17 protein-coding genes are annotated in these 16400 nt (G+C 68.5%); 4 read left to right on the plus strand and 13 right to left on the minus strand.

Translation table 11 applies throughout. From position 1 onward, the window contains the following. Positions 1-30 precede the first annotated feature (30 nt). A complete protein-coding gene (locus NF4_RS29645; RefSeq protein ID WP_063130679.1) occupies positions 31-900 on the plus strand; it encodes an alpha/beta fold hydrolase in 870 nt (289 codons plus the stop codon). Positions 901-917: 17 nt separating this feature from the next. On the opposite strand, the gene NF4_RS29650 is transcribed toward NF4_RS29645, so the two are convergent. Beyond that, positions 918-1391 carry a hypothetical protein gene (locus tag NF4_RS29650; RefSeq protein WP_063130680.1) on the minus strand — a complete coding sequence of 158 codons (474 nt, stop codon included), beginning with the start codon at positions 1389-1391 and terminating at the stop codon, positions 918-920. Positions 1392-1494: 103 nt separating this feature from the next. On the opposite strand from NF4_RS29650, the gene NF4_RS29655 reads away from it, so the two are divergent. Together NF4_RS29655 and NF4_RS29660 are read left to right on the plus strand one after the other, a co-directional pair. Beyond that, positions 1495-2823 (plus strand): NADH-ubiquinone oxidoreductase-F iron-sulfur binding region domain-containing protein, encoded by a 1329-nt coding sequence (locus NF4_RS29655; RefSeq protein WP_063130681.1) that lies wholly within the window; start codon positions 1495-1497, stop codon positions 2821-2823. Further along, entirely contained in the window at positions 2820-3080 is a 261-nt protein-coding gene (locus tag NF4_RS29660) for a ferredoxin (protein ID WP_063130682.1), read from the plus strand. Before NF4_RS29655 ends, NF4_RS29660 begins: the two co-directional genes overlap by 4 nt. 65 nt (positions 3081-3145) lie before the next feature. Here NF4_RS29660 and NF4_RS29665 read toward each other — a convergent pair whose 3' ends face one another. The 6 genes from NF4_RS29665 to NF4_RS29690 form a co-directional block, all read right to left on the minus strand. Beyond that, entirely contained in the window at positions 3146-3394 is a 249-nt protein-coding gene (locus tag NF4_RS29665) for a hypothetical protein (RefSeq protein ID WP_157120671.1), read from the minus strand. Beyond that, positions 3364-3873, minus strand: coding sequence for a hypothetical protein (locus NF4_RS29670; protein ID WP_063130684.1), 510 nt, complete (start codon positions 3871-3873; stop codon positions 3364-3366). Before NF4_RS29670 ends, NF4_RS29665 begins: the two co-directional genes overlap by 31 nt. Continuing rightward, positions 3870-4799: an Rv1363c family protein gene (locus NF4_RS29675; protein WP_063814751.1), complete on the minus strand. Its 930-nt coding sequence runs from the start codon at positions 4797-4799 to the stop codon at positions 3870-3872. Before NF4_RS29675 ends, NF4_RS29670 begins: the two co-directional genes overlap by 4 nt. Positions 4800-4888: 89 nt before the next feature. Further along, positions 4889-5194, minus strand: coding sequence for a hypothetical protein (locus NF4_RS29680; protein WP_063130686.1), 306 nt, complete (start codon positions 5192-5194; stop codon positions 4889-4891). Between the two features lie 26 nt (positions 5195-5220). Further along, entirely contained in the window at positions 5221-6723 is a 1503-nt protein-coding gene (locus NF4_RS29685) for a class I adenylate-forming enzyme family protein (RefSeq protein WP_063130687.1), read from the minus strand. 133 nt (positions 6724-6856) lie between these two features. After that, positions 6857-7621, minus strand: a complete 765-nt coding sequence (locus NF4_RS29690) for a TetR/AcrR family transcriptional regulator (RefSeq protein ID WP_369690954.1) — start codon at positions 7619-7621, stop codon at positions 6857-6859. Positions 7622-7664: 43 nt separating this feature from the next. Between NF4_RS29690 and NF4_RS29695 the strand changes: the two genes are divergently transcribed. After that, on the plus strand, positions 7665-8840 hold the full coding sequence (locus tag NF4_RS29695) for an acyl-CoA dehydrogenase family protein (protein ID WP_063130688.1): 1176 nt from the start codon (positions 7665-7667) through the stop codon (positions 8838-8840). 293 nt (positions 8841-9133) lie between these two features. Here NF4_RS29695 and NF4_RS29700 read toward each other — a convergent pair whose 3' ends face one another. The 6 genes from NF4_RS29700 to NF4_RS29725 are packed head-to-tail and all read right to left on the minus strand — an operon-like array spanning position 9134 to position 16314. Beyond that, positions 9134-10582 (minus strand): MCE family protein, encoded by a 1449-nt coding sequence (locus NF4_RS29700; protein WP_063130753.1) that lies wholly within the window; start codon positions 10580-10582, stop codon positions 9134-9136. A 2-nt stretch (positions 10583-10584) separates the two neighbouring features. Beyond that, positions 10585-11853 carry an MCE family protein gene (locus tag NF4_RS29705; protein WP_063130689.1) on the minus strand — a complete coding sequence of 423 codons (1269 nt, stop codon included), beginning with the start codon at positions 11851-11853 and terminating at the stop codon, positions 10585-10587. A gap of 4 nt (positions 11854-11857) precedes the next feature. Next, on the minus strand, positions 11858-13105 hold the full coding sequence (locus tag NF4_RS29710) for an MCE family protein (RefSeq protein ID WP_063130754.1): 1248 nt from the start codon (positions 13103-13105) through the stop codon (positions 11858-11860). Next, positions 13102-14133, minus strand: a complete 1032-nt coding sequence (locus NF4_RS29715; RefSeq protein WP_063130690.1) for an MCE family protein — start codon at positions 14131-14133, stop codon at positions 13102-13104. The genes NF4_RS29710 and NF4_RS29715 overlap by 4 nt, the downstream gene beginning before the upstream one ends. A 1-nt stretch (position 14134) precedes the next feature. Beyond that, complete coding sequence (locus NF4_RS29720) at positions 14135-15151, minus strand: MCE family protein (RefSeq protein WP_063130691.1); 1017 nt, start codon at positions 15149-15151, stop codon at positions 14135-14137. After that, positions 15148-16314: an MCE family protein gene (locus tag NF4_RS29725; protein WP_063130755.1), complete on the minus strand. Its 1167-nt coding sequence runs from the start codon at positions 16312-16314 to the stop codon at positions 15148-15150. Before NF4_RS29725 ends, NF4_RS29720 begins: the two co-directional genes overlap by 4 nt. Positions 16315-16400: the final 86 nt, after the last annotated feature.

Raw genomic sequence — 16400 nt, forward strand, 5'->3', positions numbered from 1 at the left:
CCACTCCCCGAACCCTTCCAGGAGTGTGCAATGCCCGCGGTAACGGTGAACGGCGGCAAGGTCGTCTACGAGATACTCGGCGCGACCGGGGGTCTCATCGTGCTCACCCCCGGCGGCCGGTACAGCAAGGATATTCCCGGGCTCCGGCCGCTGGCCGAGGCACTGGCCGGCGGCGGGTACCGGGTACTGCTGTGGGACCGGCCCAACTGCGGCGCCTCCGATATCCAGTTCTACGGGCGGACCGAATCGCATATGCGCGCCGAAACCCTGGCCGGGTTGCTCGCCGAACTCGACACCGGTCCGGTGATCCTGGCCGGCGGTTCCGGCGGCGCCCGCGATTCGATGCTCACCACCATGCTGTATCCGGACCTGGTCACCGATCTCGTGCTGTGGAATATCGTCGGCGGGGTCTACGGCACCTTCAATCTCGGTGCCTACTATGTGCTGCCCAGCCTGCAGGCGGTGCGGGGGCTGGGCGTCGAGGGGCTGCTGCGGATGCGGGAGTGGCGGGAACGGATCGCGGAGAACCCGGACAACGAGCAGCGGCTGCGGTCGCTGGACCCGGGCGAGTTCGTGAAACTGTCGCTGCGCTGGCTCAATGCCTACGTACCGAAGCCGGGGCAGACGATTCCGGGCGTGGACGACGAGATGTTCGACCGGATCCGGGTGCCCACCCTCATCATCCGGGGCGGGGCGAACGACCTGGATCACCCCAAACGGACCTCGCTCGAGGTGAGCTGCCTGATCGAGGGGTCCACCCTCATCGACCCACCGTGGCCCGAGGACGCCTGGGAGCGGGCGATGGAGGATCGGGCCCAGGGCCGGGTGCAGCAGTACAACATGTTCGATACCTGGGTGCTGGCGGCGCCGCAGATCCTGAAGTTCCTAGGCGAGCGATGACCGGGCCGCCCGCGCCTTCAGACCGTCCGGATCCGGACCTCGCAGTTGGTGGACGCCTCCAGCGCGGTGTGGATCCGGCTCTCCGGAATCCGTTCCAGATCGGATTCGCGCAGCAGCACCTGCAGGATGTCGTAACCCTCGGTGCCCGGCACCCGGACGATCTCCCCGGTGAGCCCGAATCCCGCGAGAACCCCGTGGGCGTCGGCATCGGTACCGCGACTCACATAGGTGATCATGCCCGGCGCCGCCGCCGTACCGAACACCCGCGCGCATTCCGCGACCAGCCGCTCGGTATCGGCCGCGGCGTCGGCGGTGTCCAGCAGCACCTGCAGTTCCCGGCGACCGCGCGGGGCGGCGGTCAGGTCCCGGTCCAGGATCCGGGCGCCGGACTCGGCAAGACCCGCGGCCAGCTCGGCCATACCCCGGACCAGCGAGTCGGCGGAGAGTGCACCGGCCGGGTCCACGTTCACCCGCAGCACCGCAGTTCGCATGCGTTCCAGCCTAACCCGCGCGGCCGGGTTCGGCGCCTCCGCAGCGAACGCGCAGCCGCGCCCGATACCCGCGGCCGGACGCCGCGCCCACTCAGGAGGGACGATGCAGCACATCTTCTCGTCGGCCGGGGGCCTCACCGTGGTCCCCTACCCCGGTAGCGACCCACGCCTGCTCCTCACCGGCGGCGGGACGGAGACCGCCTACGAATACCGGGACCGGGGCGGCTACCGCCCGGTCGGGTCGGTCGCGGCGCTGGCCGACGAGGTCGAGCGCAGCGGATTGCGCGGCCGGGGCGGCGCGGGATTCCCGTTCGCGGTGAAGGTCGCCGGTGTGCGCGGCGGCAGCCGGGCGGGCGCGGGCGCACCCGCAGGGTGGACAGAAACGGTGGTCGTGGCCAACGGTGAGGAGGGCGAGCCCGCGTCGTTCAAGGACCGCTGGCTGCTGCGCCACCGGCCGCACCTGGTGCTGGACGGTTTACGGTTGGCGGCGGCGCTGGTCGGTTCGCGGCGGGGATACGTCTACCTCTCCGACCCGGAAGCCGCGCGGTGTATCGGCGCCGCCCTGGAGGAACTCGGCGGCGCGCTACCCGACGGACCCGAGATCGCTGTGGTGCAGGTCGATCCCGGGTACGTGGCCGGGGAGGAGACCGCGGCGGTACAGGCGATCGACGGTGGCCCCGCCAAACCCACCGATAAACCTCCGCGCCCCTTCGAGGCCGGTGTCGCCGGACTTCCAACGCTGGTCAGCAATGTGGAAACGCTGGCCAATCTGCCGTTCCTGGACCGCTGGGGCGCCGATACGTACCGGGCCGCCGGCACCGCGCTGTCCCCCGGCACCTTCCTGGCGACGGTCACCGCCGCCGGACACCCGCCCACGCTCTACGAACTGCCACACGGACTTCCGTTCGCCGATCTGCTCGCCCTGCACGGGGTCGCGGAATCCGAGCTGCGCGGCGCCTTGATCGGCGGATACTTCACCGGCCTGCTGGACCGCACCGTCGCGGACCTGAACCTGGATCACGAAACCCTACGCCGCGCCGGTGCGGGACTGGGCTGCGGGGCGATCGCCCTGATCACCGCGGAATGCCCGGTGGCGGTGGCCGCCGGAGTCCTGAACTATTTCGACCGGGAGAACGCCGGCCAGTGCGGGTCCTGTTTCAACGGCACCGCGGCCATGGCCGCGGCGGCCACCGCCCTCGCCGAGGGCCTGGCCGGCGGCGAGGATCTGCACCGATTGCGCCGCTGGGCGACCGTGCTGCGCGGACGCGGGGCCTGCGGCACCCTCGACGCCGCCTGCAATACCGCGGCGAGTCTGCTGGAACGGTTCCCCCGCGAGGTCGCCGCCCATCTCGACAACCAATGCCCGGACTGCGCGGGGGGTCCGGCGCTCGACCACGCCCCCTACCGGGTGGCCACGGAGGTAGTGCTGTGAAGATCAAACTGGACCGCACCCGGTGCGACGGATTCGGCCTCTGCGCCAAACACGCTCCCGACCATTTCCCCCTCGACGACTGGGGTTATGCCGTGCTGGCCGGCGGCCCGGCCATCGCACCCGCCGACGAGGCCGCGGTGACCCGCGCTCTGCTCGACTGCCCGGTGCACGCCATCACGATGCTGCCCGACTCGAACTGGGTGAACGGCGAACCCGCCCCGGACGGCACCGGCGCTCCGGCAGCGCACCCGGTATGAGCGCGACCGTGCCGGTGCTCGAGCCGAGCACCGGCACGGTCGGTATACAGGGTTTCGCCGGGGAACTAGCGGGAATCGTCCCAGCCGCAGGGCATACCGCAGGTGGTATGCGTTTCGCTGGTGGTACCGCCGTCGGTGTAGGTGCGTACGGTCGTGGACGCCTCGGCCGGATACCCGCAGCGCGGGCAGGTGGAGAAGTGGTCCAGCACCGGATACACCGTGATCAGGGCCGGTTCCTCCGGGCGCATGCCAGGTGGCCGCGGCGGCGCCGCGGCGGTGGCGTTCAGACGGGATCGAACGACGAGATCAGCCATGAGTCCTCTACCTTCGACAGGGTCACGCGGACGCTGCTGGCCGCCAGCGCGGGATCGGGTTTCTCGGCACTGGTGGTCGTCTGGTTGATGAAAAGCAGCGCGACCGCGGAATCGGCGTGGAGTTCGGCCACCGCCGAGCGCACGATCGTCGCCGTCGTCCGCACCGACTTCTCCTTGGCGGCGGGTGCGATGACCTTTTCGGTGAACTGGTTGTAGTAGGTGAGGAAATCGCCGGTCATCCGGGATTTCGCCGCCGCGAAATCGCTGTCCAGCGACTCCGGGGAGTACGAGAGCAGCGCGACGGTGCCCTCGGTCGCGGCGGTGAGGACCTCGTTCTTCACCGCGTCGCCGTGGTTGTCCGGGCGGTACTGGAAGACCAGCAGGGACACGGCCACGACCACCGCGGCCACGGCTGCCAGAGTGAGCAGCAGCGGTTCCGGGGAACGGCGGACGGCATGCGGGAGGCTGGCGATTCTCACGGCACGAACTCCACTTTCGACATCTTCGGATCCGGGCCGTCCCGGGTGACGGTGACACTCAACCGCCATACCCGCGGCTCCTGCTGCGCTCCCGCGGAATTGGTGATCCGGGATACCGCGGAGACGAGTACCAACGCCGACTCGTCGGTCATGGATTCGACCGCCGCGGCGGTGATCTCACCCTGGGTCGCGACCTGTGACTGTTCGACGACCTTGGTGAAATCCTCCGAACGGGTCTGGAAGTCGGTGCGGAAGGCGCCGGTGGACCGATCGAGTACCCGCCGCACGTCATCGGCGGCCCGCCCCGAATCCATGCTGGTGAGCGCCAGCACACCCTGCCGCGCCGCCTCGAGGTACGCGTCCTCCCGGGCCTGTTGCACACCGATCCGATGGTGATTCCAGATCGAGAACCCACTGACCGCCAGCGCGGCGACGACGATCATCCCGGCCACGGCCCGGCCCAGAGTGCGACCCCGCGGACGGCGTAGCGCCCGGCCGGGGAACCGCCGGACCACCCGGGCGAACCGCGCGCGTTTCGTCTTCCCGGGCTTTTCGCGCGGGACGCCGGGGACGGCGGCCGTATCGTCGGAGTCCGATGCGGCAGAGCCGGGCTCGGCCCGCTCGGTATCGGCGGCATCCGCCGGCTCGGTGTCCTCGTCGGGTTCGGCGGCGGGTGCAGTATCGTCCGCGATCGTCGAGGAGGTACCGGCCACCGGCGCCGGGGCGCCCGGTTGCGCCGCTGCGGTGGCGCCGGAACCGGGCGGTCCGCCCGAACTCCCTGCCTCCCGGCGTAACCGGGCGGCCCGGGCGCGGGCCCGAGCCGCCGTGGCGGACGCCTGCGCGGCGACCGCCTCGGCCTCCGCGGCCGCCGCCTCGGCGTCGGCTTCCGCCGCCGCCAGGAGCAGCGGGTCGGTGGCCTGGGTCATCTGTCCCACCTCGATCACTCGTTCGAATGGCACTGTCGGCGCGGTCCGCCCGCGGCCCGCGTACGGCCGGGGCGAATGCGTAGGTACGCTCAGTCGCTTGCGGGCAGCGGCTTTGCTTCCTTGATGGTCAGCGGTGTGGTGCCGACGCTGAGCGTGCCCGCGCCGGCCTTGGTCACGAGCACTTCGGCGCCGCCGTCGTCGACATAGCGTTTGCCGATGAGATTGCCGTCCGCGAAACCCTCCTGCGGACTGCCACCGGAGTCCGTCGCGCCGCCGTCGATGGGCACCATCGGCACCCCGCCGGCCCGCAGGTCGTCGAGACTGTCGGCGGCCCGGACGATGATGACCTCGGTACTGCACACCTGGCTCCGGAGCCGGGTACCGGTTTTCACCATGAGCGTTGTTCCTTTCCCCGGCTGCGCTACGCGCCGGCGGTCTCGCGGGTCAGATCGGCGACGAGTTCGCGGCGCAGGATCTTCCCGGTGGGGGTGGCGGGGAGTTCGGACCGGAACACCACCCGGTCCGGGGTCCGGGAGCCGCGCAAGCCGGACCGCGCGTAGGTGCGCAGTTCCTCCGGATCGGGGACGCTGCCGGGATCCGCGGGCACCACCACCGCGACGATGATCTGCCCCCATTCGGCATCCTCGACGCCGACCACCGCGACCTCGTGCACGGCCGGATGCTCGACCAGGAAGTCCTCGATCTCGGCCGGGGCGATGTTCTCCCCGCCCCGGATGATGGTGTCGTCGCTGCGGCCGTGGACGAACAGATACCCGCCGTCGTCCAGGACCGCCAGATCCTTGGTGGGGAACCATCCCTCGGCGTCGAGTACCGAACCGATCCCGGTGTACCGGCCCGAGACCTGCGGTCCGCGGACGAACAGCTCGCCGACCGTACCGGCGGGCACCACCGCGCCGCCCTCGTCCCGGATCTGCACCTCGATACCCGGTACCGGCTGCCCGACCGAGCCGAGCCGGGCGGCGACCGCCGCGTCGGTGGCGGCCAAGGCGGCCCGGTGATCCTCCGGGCCGAGGACCGCGATGGTGGAACTTGTCTCGGTGAGCCCGTAGGCGTTGACGAAGCCCACCTCGGGCAGCAGTTCGAGTGCGGTCCGTACCAGTGGCAGCCCGACTTTGGACCCACCGTAGGCCAGGGTCCGGAGGGTGGGCAGGCGTGAACCGCTCGCTTTCAGGCCACTGATGATCCGGTCGAGCATGGTCGGTACGACGGTCGCCGTGGTGACCCGTTCGGACTCCACCAGCCGGATCCATTCCTGCGGTTCGAAATTGCGCAGGTACACCATCTTCCGGCCCGCGTACAGATTCGACAGCGCCGCACCGACCCCGGCCACATGGTAGGGCGGTACGCAGATCAGCGAGACGTCGTCGGGCGCGGCGGAGGCGAACTCCACCGTGCCGGTGATGTAGCTGACCAGGTTGTTGTGCGAGAGCTCGACGGCTTTCGGGTGCGAGGTGGTCCCGGAGGTGAACAGCACGACCGCCGCGGAGTCGGGATCCGGCTCGGCGCCGGCCGGGTCCGCGGTCCGGGCGCGCTCCAGGAAATCCGCCGCGGTCCACAGCAGGTCGGCCGTACCGGTGACCACGTGCGCGTAGGCGTCGTCGTGGACGACCAGCGGCGCGTCGAGGCGTCGCACGAGTTCGGCGAGTTTGTCGCCGCCGAGCCGATAGTTCAACGGGGTGAACGGCACCCCGGCCCGGGCCGAGGCGAAGATCAGCAGCGGCAGCAGCGCACCCCCGGTACCCACATACGCGACGCTGCGCGCGCCGGAAGCCGCGATCGCGCCCGCACCGCCGTATGCCAGTGCGTCCAGCTCCGCGCCGGTCCAGCGCGATTCACCGGAGACGACGGCCACTCGATCCGGGTCGGTCGAGGCCGCCATATCCAGCAGTAGCGAAATACTCATACGACTACTTCCTGAACGCCGGGCGTCCCCGCGCCCAGCCCCGTGGCGATATCGATATTCTCGAAAACCGAGAATATCATATCCGCTGCACTGCGCCGCCGATTCGCCGACCGCGCGCTCTGCTCCCGACGGCTCACCGGCGGGTCTCCGCAGCGCCTTCCGCGTTCCCGAGCACTCCGAAGGCGCAGAGGTTCCACACCTCGGCCGCGGTGATCGCATTCGACCCGTCGTCGGCGCGGGCACCCTGGGCCACGAACATCACCGTTTGCAAGGTCATCGCGGCCAGCCGACGCGGTCGCGTATCCGGCCGGAGATGGCCCGCGGCGGCCGCGTCGCGCATGAGATCGGCCAGCAATTCGAACAGCGAGGCATGCGCGACCTGGATCTCGATGGGGTCCGACATCAGCAGCTGCGGCGCGTACTCGGTGAACAGCGGACGATGCGCGCCCGGGTCCGGCCGGCAGAATTCGAACAGCAACTCCACCGCGAGCCGCAACTTGTCCAGTGGATCGTCGTCGTTACCGGTGGCCTCCCGGATCTGACCGGCCACCTTCGCGATCGCCTCTTCGTAGAGTGCCAGCAGTAGTTCGTGTTTGCCGTCGAAGAGCAGGTAGAAACTGCGCAGCGACTGACCGGCGTTGTCCACCACCTCGTGCATGGTGAAATCGGTACTGCCGCGTTCGGTGATCAGCGCCCGGGCGGCGTCCAGGAAGCGCTGGACCGCGGCGCTGCCGAACAATTTGGTGGTACGCACCGATCGCGCGTCGATCCGCTGCTGCAGGGTCAGCCCACTGCCGGCACTCCGCATGGCCGTACCTCCCGTCACCGCGGCGACGCGCACCGGAGTGAACCCGTTGTCCCGGCCGGTCGCCCCACCTTTGGAAACTAGAATATCCATACAAGAGAATGATATTCTCATAATTCGCAAAAGGAGGTCCATCGTGCAGCTGACTTTCGACGAGGACGTGGAAAAGTTCCGCGCCGAGTTCATCGCGTTCCTCGACGAGTACCTGCCGCCCGAGGCCACCGCGGTCGAACGACCGCGGTCGAGCTCACATGTGCCGCCGTGGGCCCGCGAATGGCAGTCGGTCCAATTCGATCACGGCTGGCTGGTGCCGGGCTATCCGCCCGAGTTCGGTGGTCGCAATGCCACCGTCCTGCAGCAGTACGTGCACCGCGAGGAACTGGCCGCGCGCAAGATCTACGAGAGCTGCAACCCGCAGGGCCAGGGCATCATCGCCGCCTCCCTCATCACCTTCGGCACCCCCGAACAGCAGCGGAAATGGGCGGTGCCCATCCTGCGCGGCGAGATGCCGGCCGCGCTCGGCATGAGCGAACCCGGAGCGGGTTCGGACCTGGCCGGGTTGCGGACCCGGGCGGTGCGCGACGGTGACCGTTTCATCGTCAACGGCCAGAAGGTGTGGACCTCCGGCGCGCACGACTCCGATGTGATCCTGACCTTCGTCCGCACCGATCCGGCGGCCCCCAAACATCGCGGTATCTCGGTACTGCTGATCCCCACCGATACCCCGGGGGTGCGGCGCCGGCCGTTCGCCTCGGCATGCGCCGCCGACGATCTCGATTTCAACGAGGTCTTCTTCGAGGACGTCCGCGTTCCGGTGGAGAACCTGGTGGGTGAGCTGAACAAAGGCTGGACCGTGGCAGGTGGCTCCCTCGGACACGAACGCACCCTGCTGTGGATGAGTTTCGCCCAGCGGTTGCGGATGCTGGTCGCGGATTTCACGCCGCGCACCGAACTCGACCGCGACCGGTTCGCGACCTCGGTGATGGATCTGCAGGCGCTGGAACTGCTGGGCTCGGCGGCCCTGGCCCGGGAATCGCGCGGCGAAACCGATGTGGCGGCGCTTTCGGTACTGAAACTGCTGGGCTCGGAAGCCGTGCAGAACGGCCTGGAGGCCGCACTCGACGCGGCCGGCGCCGACGGCCTGACCCATCCCGCGGTCACCTCCCGGCACAATCTGCTGAACCTCGAGGATCACGCGCCGAGCTGGTTCGAACGCTATCTGCGCAGCTTCTCCGGCACCATCGCGGGCGGCACCTCCGAGATCCAGCGCAATATCATCGCGCAGCGCGTACTCGGCCTCCCGCGCGGCTGAGCTCTGTGTCCGCGGCGCCTGCGGCATCGCGGGTTTCGACCCGAGGGCGTCGCGTTCAGCGCCCGAGATTCGCGCTCGGGCGCTGAACGCGACGCGAGCCGAGACCTTCGCCGGCCTCGGCACAGGAGTCGCGCGGGTGGGTGCGGAGGAATTCCGAATGCCGTCCACCTCGGCCGACCAGGTGTACTACCCGAGCACGAACCAATCTCCGCCTGAGGGAATGTCGCGCGACATCCGCCGGCCCGACCGATCGAACGGCCGGGCCGGTATCGATGCATGGACCACAGCTGTGGTCAGCGGGGGAGCATTTCCTCCCAGCTGCTGTGACCTACGGCCACCAGATCGGTCTGCCGGTAGAGCCGACCGTCCGAACCCAGGTATTCCCCCGTATCCGGGTCGTACTGGGCGAAGGCGACGGTCGGCGCGCCGCCCGGCGCGGTCGCGGTATCAGCGGCCGGTGCGTTGCCCGGCGGTGGGGAGAACCGTGAATCCGGGGGAATCCCCTGGCCTTCCAGTTCCGGATCGCGCGGGTACGGACCGACCACCGGCTGTTCCGGCGCTACCGGAACGTAGTCCTGGTCGCTGTTGCAGATCGCCGCGGTCGGCGCGCGTTTGCCGGGATGGCCCGCGCAGGGGATATTGCGGGCACCGCGTACGGCCACCGAATGATTCTGTGGCAATTTGCAGTACAGATTGTCCGGGGTGTCGATGGTGGTGACATCCTGCGGGGAACGCCACTCCGAGGGCGGGAGGAAACCGACCGTACAGGCCGGCGGGTCGGAGACACCGCTGATACGGAAGTCGCCGAGCCCCAGCCCGGACGCGTTCTTGGTCGGTTGCACCGCCTGGACCAGCGACACCACCGGCGGTAACAGCACCAACAGCTGCTCCAGACTCGCGTTGTAGGTGACCGCGAGCCCGCCCACCGAGGTGAGGTTGGCCAGCAGTACCGGGAGCGTCAGCTTCACGGAGTCCAGCAGCTGGGACACTTCGTCGGCGAAACCCGGCCCGGAGTGCAGTAGCGTTCGCAGCTGAGGATCGTTGGTCACCAGTTGCCCGGTGACATCGGCGGTGGCGCGGGTCCAGATCCGGATCGCGTCGGCCGACCGGACCTGCGAATCCAGGAGCGGCACGGCATCTTCCACCAGCATCCGGGTGTTGTCGCCGACCCCGTTCATGGTCGTCGTCAGTTTTTCGGCGGAGCTCAGCAGCGAATCGAGATCGTCGCCCGCGCCGTGCACACCCGCGAACATCTCGTCGAGCAGACGGCGCAGATCGTCCTTCGGGATCGTGCCGACGAGTGCGCTGAGCCGGTCCAGCATCGGGCCGACGGGCTGCGGGATCTCGGTGTCACGGCGCTCGATGGTGGCGCCGTCGTAGAGGTACGGGGGCGAATCGGTGCGCGGGAGCAGATCCACGTACTGCTCGCCGACCGCCGATACGCTGCGCACCTCGGCGGTGAGATCGGCCGGGATCCGCGGCGAGCCGTCGATCGCGAGGGTGGCCCGCACGCTGTCGCCGGTCAGCTCGACGCGGGTCACCTTCCCCACCTGGGTCCCCCGGTAGGTGACATTGCCGAACCGATAGAGACCACCGGCCTCGGGCAGTTCCACGGTCACATCGATGGTGCCGACGCCGGCCAGGGCCGGCAACTTCATATAGATCACCGACATCACGACCAGGCCGATCACCGAGACGATACTGAAGATGATCAGCTGGGCACGGACGAAACGGGACAGCAGCATCAGCGGCCTCCGATCCCGGGTGGCAGGGGTATCTGGGGTAGTGGGAGCTGCGGTAGCGGGAACGGCAGACCGGGGGCGGGCGCCGGGGCCGGAGCGGGCGCCGGGGTGGGTGCGGGGGCCGGAGCGGGTGGTGACGCCGCGGCCGGAGGCGCGGTGATACCGAATCCGAGCGGATTCCTGGTCTGCTCCGCGTAACCCGGGTCGCCCACCGCCGCCTGGATGACCGCGGTCGGGTCGCCCCACGGAGTCCCCAGCAGGAGTTCCCGGCGCAGCCGCGGAATGGTGAGGTCGACGGTCGCGAACAGATTGATGAAATCGCCCCGCACACCGTTGTCGACCAGATACTGCCCGTACGGGAACACGGTGGCGAACGCGATGGCCCTGTTGATATCGGGTCCGACATCGGCCAGTGCCCGCAGCGTGGGTTCCAGATTGCGCAGGTTGGTCAGCAGATCGTCGTGCACGGCCGTCAATACGCCGTTGGCGGTATCGCTGAAGATGCGCAGCCGCTCCAGCGCGCCGGTCAGATCGGGGCGCTCCCGGATCAGCACGTCCAGCGCGGGTGGGATCTTGCGCAACGCCTCGGTGAGCACATCGCGCTGCGCGGCGAAAGTACCGCCCAGCCGGTTGAGACCGTCGATGGTGGCGACGATATCGGCGCGCTGCGCGTCGAGGGTGCCGAGGAAGACGTCCAAGCGGTCGAGCAGGGCGCGGATATCGGTCTCCCGGCCCTCGAACGCCGCGCCGAGACTGCTGACGATATCGCCGACCTGTCCCAGGCCGCCGCCGTTGACCACCACCGACAACGAGGCCAGAGTCTGCTCGGTGGAGGGATAGGTCGTGGTGTCGTCGAGTTCGATGCGGGCGCCGGATTCCAGGTGCCCCTGCGGCGCCTGACCGGGCGGCGGATCCAGTGCCAAGTGCATCGACCCCAGCAGGCTGGTCTGCCCGACCCGGGCCTGCGCGTTCGCCGGAACCACCTCGCCGGCCTGAACGCTCACCTCCACCAGCGCATGCCAGTTCTCGACATGGATATCGCCGACACTGCCGACCACCACATCGTCGATCAGCACCGGCGAGTTCGGGGTGAGCGTGCCGACATCGGCCATCTCGACATAGAGCGTCGTGGCTCCGTCCCCCCGGCCCGTGGCACCCGGTAACGGAAGGGAGTTCACCCCGTCCCACGCGCATCCGGATGCGGTGACCACCACACACGCGCAGCCCAGCACGGCCCTGCGCCACTTCCGTGGACGTCCCGGTATCGCCATCCGGTCACCGCCCGCCGGGGAAGAGGATTTCGGCGAGGGCGGGTGCCGGCGGTGGGGGCGGCGCGGCCGGGCTCACCACCTGGGCAGCGGGCGGAACCAGCCCGGGTTCGCTGTAGATGACATTGTCCGGCGCCGCCGAGGGCCCGAGGGCGGGATTCACCGGTACGGGCAGATAGTTGAAATTCAACAGCCCGAGCACCGGCCCCAGATAGTCGCGGCATTTGCGGGCGGCTTCGGCGGCGCCGATGTTCTCCACGCTGGCGATACCGCCGCAGACGAACTCGATCGGGTTGGAGAAGTTGTTCAATACGAAAACCCCTGCCTCGGTCCCGGTATCGGGGTTGTAGATGTTGTAGAAGTTGGCCAGGCTGGTCGGGAAGATGTGCAGCAACTCCTCGAGTTCGCCGCGATTGTCGACGAGGTTCTGCGTGACATCGGCCAGCCGTCCCACCTGTTCACCGGCCTTGTCCCGGTTCTCCGAGACGAAGCGCTGCACCTCCCCGACGGCGATGGCGAGATTGTTCAGGGCCGCATCGAGATCGGACCGGCTGCTGTCGAGCACGCTGGTGAGGGTCGCCAGCCGGTTCTGGAACTGCACGATCTGCACATTGCTGTCACGCAACGCGGTCACGAAGACCTGGAGGTTCTTTATCGTGTCGGCGATATCGCCGCTACCGCTCGCCAGAATCCGGCCGACCCCGGATAGTTGCGTCAGCACCTGCCGCAGTTTCTCGCCGTTACCGCCGAGAGCGTCGGCGGCGCTGTCGATGAACCGGCCCGCGGGTCCGGAGGACTGATCGCCGTCGGGGCCCAGTTCGGTGGCCAGCCGGGTGAGCTGGGTTTTGATCTCGTCCCACTCCACCGGCACCGCGGTACGCTCCAGCGGGATCACCGCCCCGTCGGGCATGATGTCGCCGTTCCCCCGGTAGGCGGGGGTGAGCTGGACATATCGTGAATCGACCAGGCTCTGCGCCACGATGACCGCACCGGCGTTCGCCGGGATATCCACCTCCCGGTCCACGTGCAGTTCCATTTCCACGGTGGTGCCGTGCGGTTCGATACCCGCGATGGTTCCGACCTTCACCCCGGATACCCGGACATCGTCGCCTGGGTAGATGGCGGTGGCGGTGGTGAAGATCGCGCGAACAGTATCGGGTGCCAGAAACGTACGGTTCACCGCCACGAACGTGGCGGCCACCACCGCGACGGCCAGTGCACCGGCGGCCACGCGCAGGACCAGTGTCCGGTTCATCGCGGCGCCCCCGGTTGCGGTGCGGGTGGTTGCGGGACCGACCCGCCGAACGCGGCGTCGACGAACGGCCGGATCCACTGGGCCGGAATCAGGTTGGCGACGTAGGCGTTGTAGAACGGGCCGCCCGACACCGCCTCCCCCTGGGTGAGCGACGCCTTGGCCAGACCCGGTATCGCCTTGGCGATATTGTCCCGATTCCGCTGGAGCACTTCGGTGACCGAGTTGAGGCGGTCCAGGGCGGGCCCCAATTCGGCCTCGTTGTCGGCGACCAGCTTGGTCAGTTGGTCGGCGACGGCCGCCGTATTGGCCAGCAGAGTCGCGATCGCCTGCCGCCGATCGTCGAGAACCCCGATCAGGGTATTGGCATTGAGCAGCATGGTGTTCACCTGCTGACTACGGTCGGCCAGGATCCCGGTGACGTCACGGGCCGCGGCGAGTAGATCCCGTAGCGCGGTATTGCGACTGTTGATGGCTCTCGACAGTTCGGACAGTCCGTCGAATGCGGGTCCCAGCTGCGGCGCGATCGAATCGAGCGTGGCGGAAAGCATGTTCAGCGAATTGTTCAGCGAATCGGTATCCATCGCGCCTGCGTTGCCGGTGAGGTCGCCCAGTGCGTCGGTCAGCGAATACGGCGAGGAGGTGCGTTCGACCGGAATGGTGGCCAGCGGGCGCAGGTGCTCGTCGCCGCGCGAGACCACGGTCATGATCCGTTTGCCCAGCAGCGAACCGGTTTTGATCTGCACCGTGCTGTCGGCGCCCACCGGCACCGAACTACGCACGGTGAACAGGACGCGTGCGTCCCCGTTGTCCAGCCGTACCTCGGTCACCGAACCGACCTTCACACCCGACACGATCACCTCGTCCCCGGCTTCCAGCCCCCCGGCCTCCTCGAAGACGGCCTGGTAGCGGACGGTCGTGCCCCAGGCGATCACCTGTTGCGACTGCAGCCCCAGAGAGATGACACAGATAATGAGCACGAGCCCGACCAGGCCGTGTCGCAGCAGATGACTTCCGCGGTATCGAAACATCTCAGGGAGCACACCTTCCGTCGGTCTGTACGGCGGCCGGGATCTCCACGACCTGGCCGGACAGATCGTTGACCCGCAGCGTCAGATCGCACAGGTAGTACTGGATGAAGTTGCCGTAGGCGCCGGTACGCACCAGTTTCCGGAAGTTCTCCGGGGCCTTCTGCAGAGCGGTATCCAGGGTTTGTTTGTCGCCGTCGATATTGGCGGCCAGCCGGTTGACCTGGGCGATGGCCCCGGCCAGCGGCGGGCGGCCCTGGGTGAGTAGATCGGCGACCGTGGCGGTGCCGCCCTCCAGGGCGTCGATCGCCGCGCCGATGGGATCGCGCTCGTTGCTGAGCTGGGTGATCAGCTGTTCGAGCCGATCCACCAGGTTGGAGAACTGGCCGCCCTCCGACTGCAATGTCGTCAGCACGGTTTTCAGGTCGTCGATCAGCTGCGCGATCACCTGGTTGTTATCGGCCAGCGCCGCGGAGAACGAGGCAGTCCGGCCGAGGATGGAGTTCACCGTGCCCTCCTTGCCCTGCACGATCTCCAGCAGCGACCAGGTCAGCGCGTTCACATCGCGTGCGTTCAAGCCCTGGATCACCGGTTTCAACCCGCCCAGCAAGAGGTCCAGGTCCAGCGCGCCGACGGTGTTCTCGATCGGGAGTTCCCCGCCGGCGGGCAGGTCGTTGCCGGGTTTGTCGACGAGTTCGAGGTAGCGGTCGCCGACGAGGTTGAGGTACCGCACCGCTACCTGGGTGCCGGTGGTCAGCGGCAACGCGTTGTCGGCGTCGAATTCCACTCGTACCCGCTGGTCGGGCCGGAGCTCGACGCCTCGCACCGAACCCACCACGACACCGGAGACCCGGACGGTATCGCCTTCGCGCAGACCCGAGGTATCGGCGAACACCGCCGAGTACTCGTGGGTGGATCCGCTGCGGTACTCACCGAACACGATGATCAGGCAGCCCGAGAGCACGACCATCACCGCGGCGAAGATCCCGAATTTCAGCAGGGGCGTATTCCGATTGCTCATCGCGGTGCTTCCTTCCCGGCGGCGGCCGGACCGAACAGCGCTCTGGCCAGTGATTCGGTGTTCAACGACAGCGCCGGGCGGAACGGGCCGGCCTGCGGATCGGCGCCGACATCGGTGACCACGAACGGCGGGAAGTCCTCGTAGCCGACCGGCAGCATCGAACACTGCGGCCCGCCCTTGGCCGCGACCTTCGGGAGATGCTCCGGATACCGGTACGGTTCCACACCCCAGAGGAAGTTCGCCGACAACCCGATTCCGGGCACCTGCACCGGTTTCACCGACGCCAGATAGCCGAGGCCGTCCAATGCGCAGGTCAGCGCCGTGTGGTAGCGGTTGGTGAGATCGGTGGTGGGCACGAGCGCGTCCAGCGAACTCACCAGCGCCGGACCGTTGTCACCGACCACCCGGTTGCCGGTATCGGCCAAACCGATCAGGCTCATGAGCAGGACGTCGAGTTGCTGCTGTTCGGCCACCACCGTATTGCTCAGCGCGGTGGCATTGCCCACGATGTCCACCAGCGGTTGTGCCGAATCCGCGTAGATCCCCGCGACCTGCGGCGCCATCGCGAGATCGGCACGCAATGCGGGGAGAGCGGGTTCCAGCTTCGCCAGGAAAGCGTTCAGATCGACCATCATCTGGCCCACCCGGTCACCGCGTCCGCGCATCGCGCCCGCGAGCGCCCCGAGGGTCTCGTTGAGCTTCTCCGGCTGGATCTCACCCAGTACCTGGGTGAGCTGCTGGAACACCGTGTTGATCTCGACAGTCACCTTCTCGGCGGCGAATACCTGGCCGGGTTCGAGATGGCGGTCCGAGGGCCGGTCGGGTGGCACCAGCTGGATGTACTTGGCGCCGAATACCGTGGTGGAGGCGATATCCACGGTGACATCGGCGGGAATGCGGTCCAGATTGCCCCGATCGATGGCGAGTTCGATCTCGGCGGTGCCGTCGGATCGTTCGGCGATGGACCGCACCGCACCCACCGTCACACCGCGCAGTTTCACCTCGGCGTCGGGGTACATCACCAGGCCGGCGCGCGGCGAATGCACCGTGACCGCCACGGTATCGGCGAAACCACCCTGGAACAGGGTGACCGCGAGGACCACGATCGCGGTACCCGCGGCGATCGCCGCCAGGCCCGCCGCGGGCCGGCCCGCGGCGGACAGCGGCCGGAGCCGAGCACGCCACCGCCGCCCAGCGGAGGCAGCAGGCTGCGGAACCGCCGGTGGACGGTTCGCCCACGGCTGCGTGT

Origin of the sequence: Nocardia fusca NBRC 14340 (genome assembly GCF_001618425.1) — a bacterium.
GTDB classification, from domain to species: domain Bacteria; phylum Actinomycetota; class Actinomycetes; order Mycobacteriales; family Mycobacteriaceae; genus Nocardia; species Nocardia fusca.

Coding starts and splice junctions, on each gene's coding strand:
- NF4_RS29645 (WP_063130679.1), top strand. CDS start 31: ATGCCCGCGGTAACGGTGAACGGCGGCAAGGTCGTCTACGAGATACTC.
- NF4_RS29650 (WP_063130680.1), bottom strand. CDS start 1,391: ATGCGAACTGCGGTGCTGCGGGTGAACGTGGACCCGGCCGGTGCACTC.
- NF4_RS29655 (WP_063130681.1), top strand. CDS start 1,495: ATGCAGCACATCTTCTCGTCGGCCGGGGGCCTCACCGTGGTCCCCTAC.
- NF4_RS29665 (WP_157120671.1), bottom strand. CDS start 3,394: ATGGCTGATCTCGTCGTTCGATCCCGTCTGAACGCCACCGCCGCGGCG.
- NF4_RS29675 (WP_063814751.1), bottom strand. CDS start 4,799: ATGACCCAGGCCACCGACCCGCTGCTCCTGGCGGCGGCGGAAGCCGAC.
- NF4_RS29680 (WP_063130686.1), bottom strand. CDS start 5,194: ATGGTGAAAACCGGTACCCGGCTCCGGAGCCAGGTGTGCAGTACCGAG.
- NF4_RS29685 (WP_063130687.1), bottom strand. CDS start 6,723: ATGAGTATTTCGCTACTGCTGGATATGGCGGCCTCGACCGACCCGGAT.
- NF4_RS29690 (WP_369690954.1), bottom strand. CDS start 7,621: ATGGATATTCTAGTTTCCAAAGGTGGGGCGACCGGCCGGGACAACGGG.
- NF4_RS29705 (WP_063130689.1), bottom strand. CDS start 11,853: ATGGCGATACCGGGACGTCCACGGAAGTGGCGCAGGGCCGTGCTGGGC.
- NF4_RS29710 (WP_063130754.1), bottom strand. CDS start 13,105: ATGAACCGGACACTGGTCCTGCGCGTGGCCGCCGGTGCACTGGCCGTC.
- NF4_RS29715 (WP_063130690.1), bottom strand. CDS start 14,133: ATGTTTCGATACCGCGGAAGTCATCTGCTGCGACACGGCCTGGTCGGG.
- NF4_RS29720 (WP_063130691.1), bottom strand. CDS start 15,151: ATGAGCAATCGGAATACGCCCCTGCTGAAATTCGGGATCTTCGCCGCG.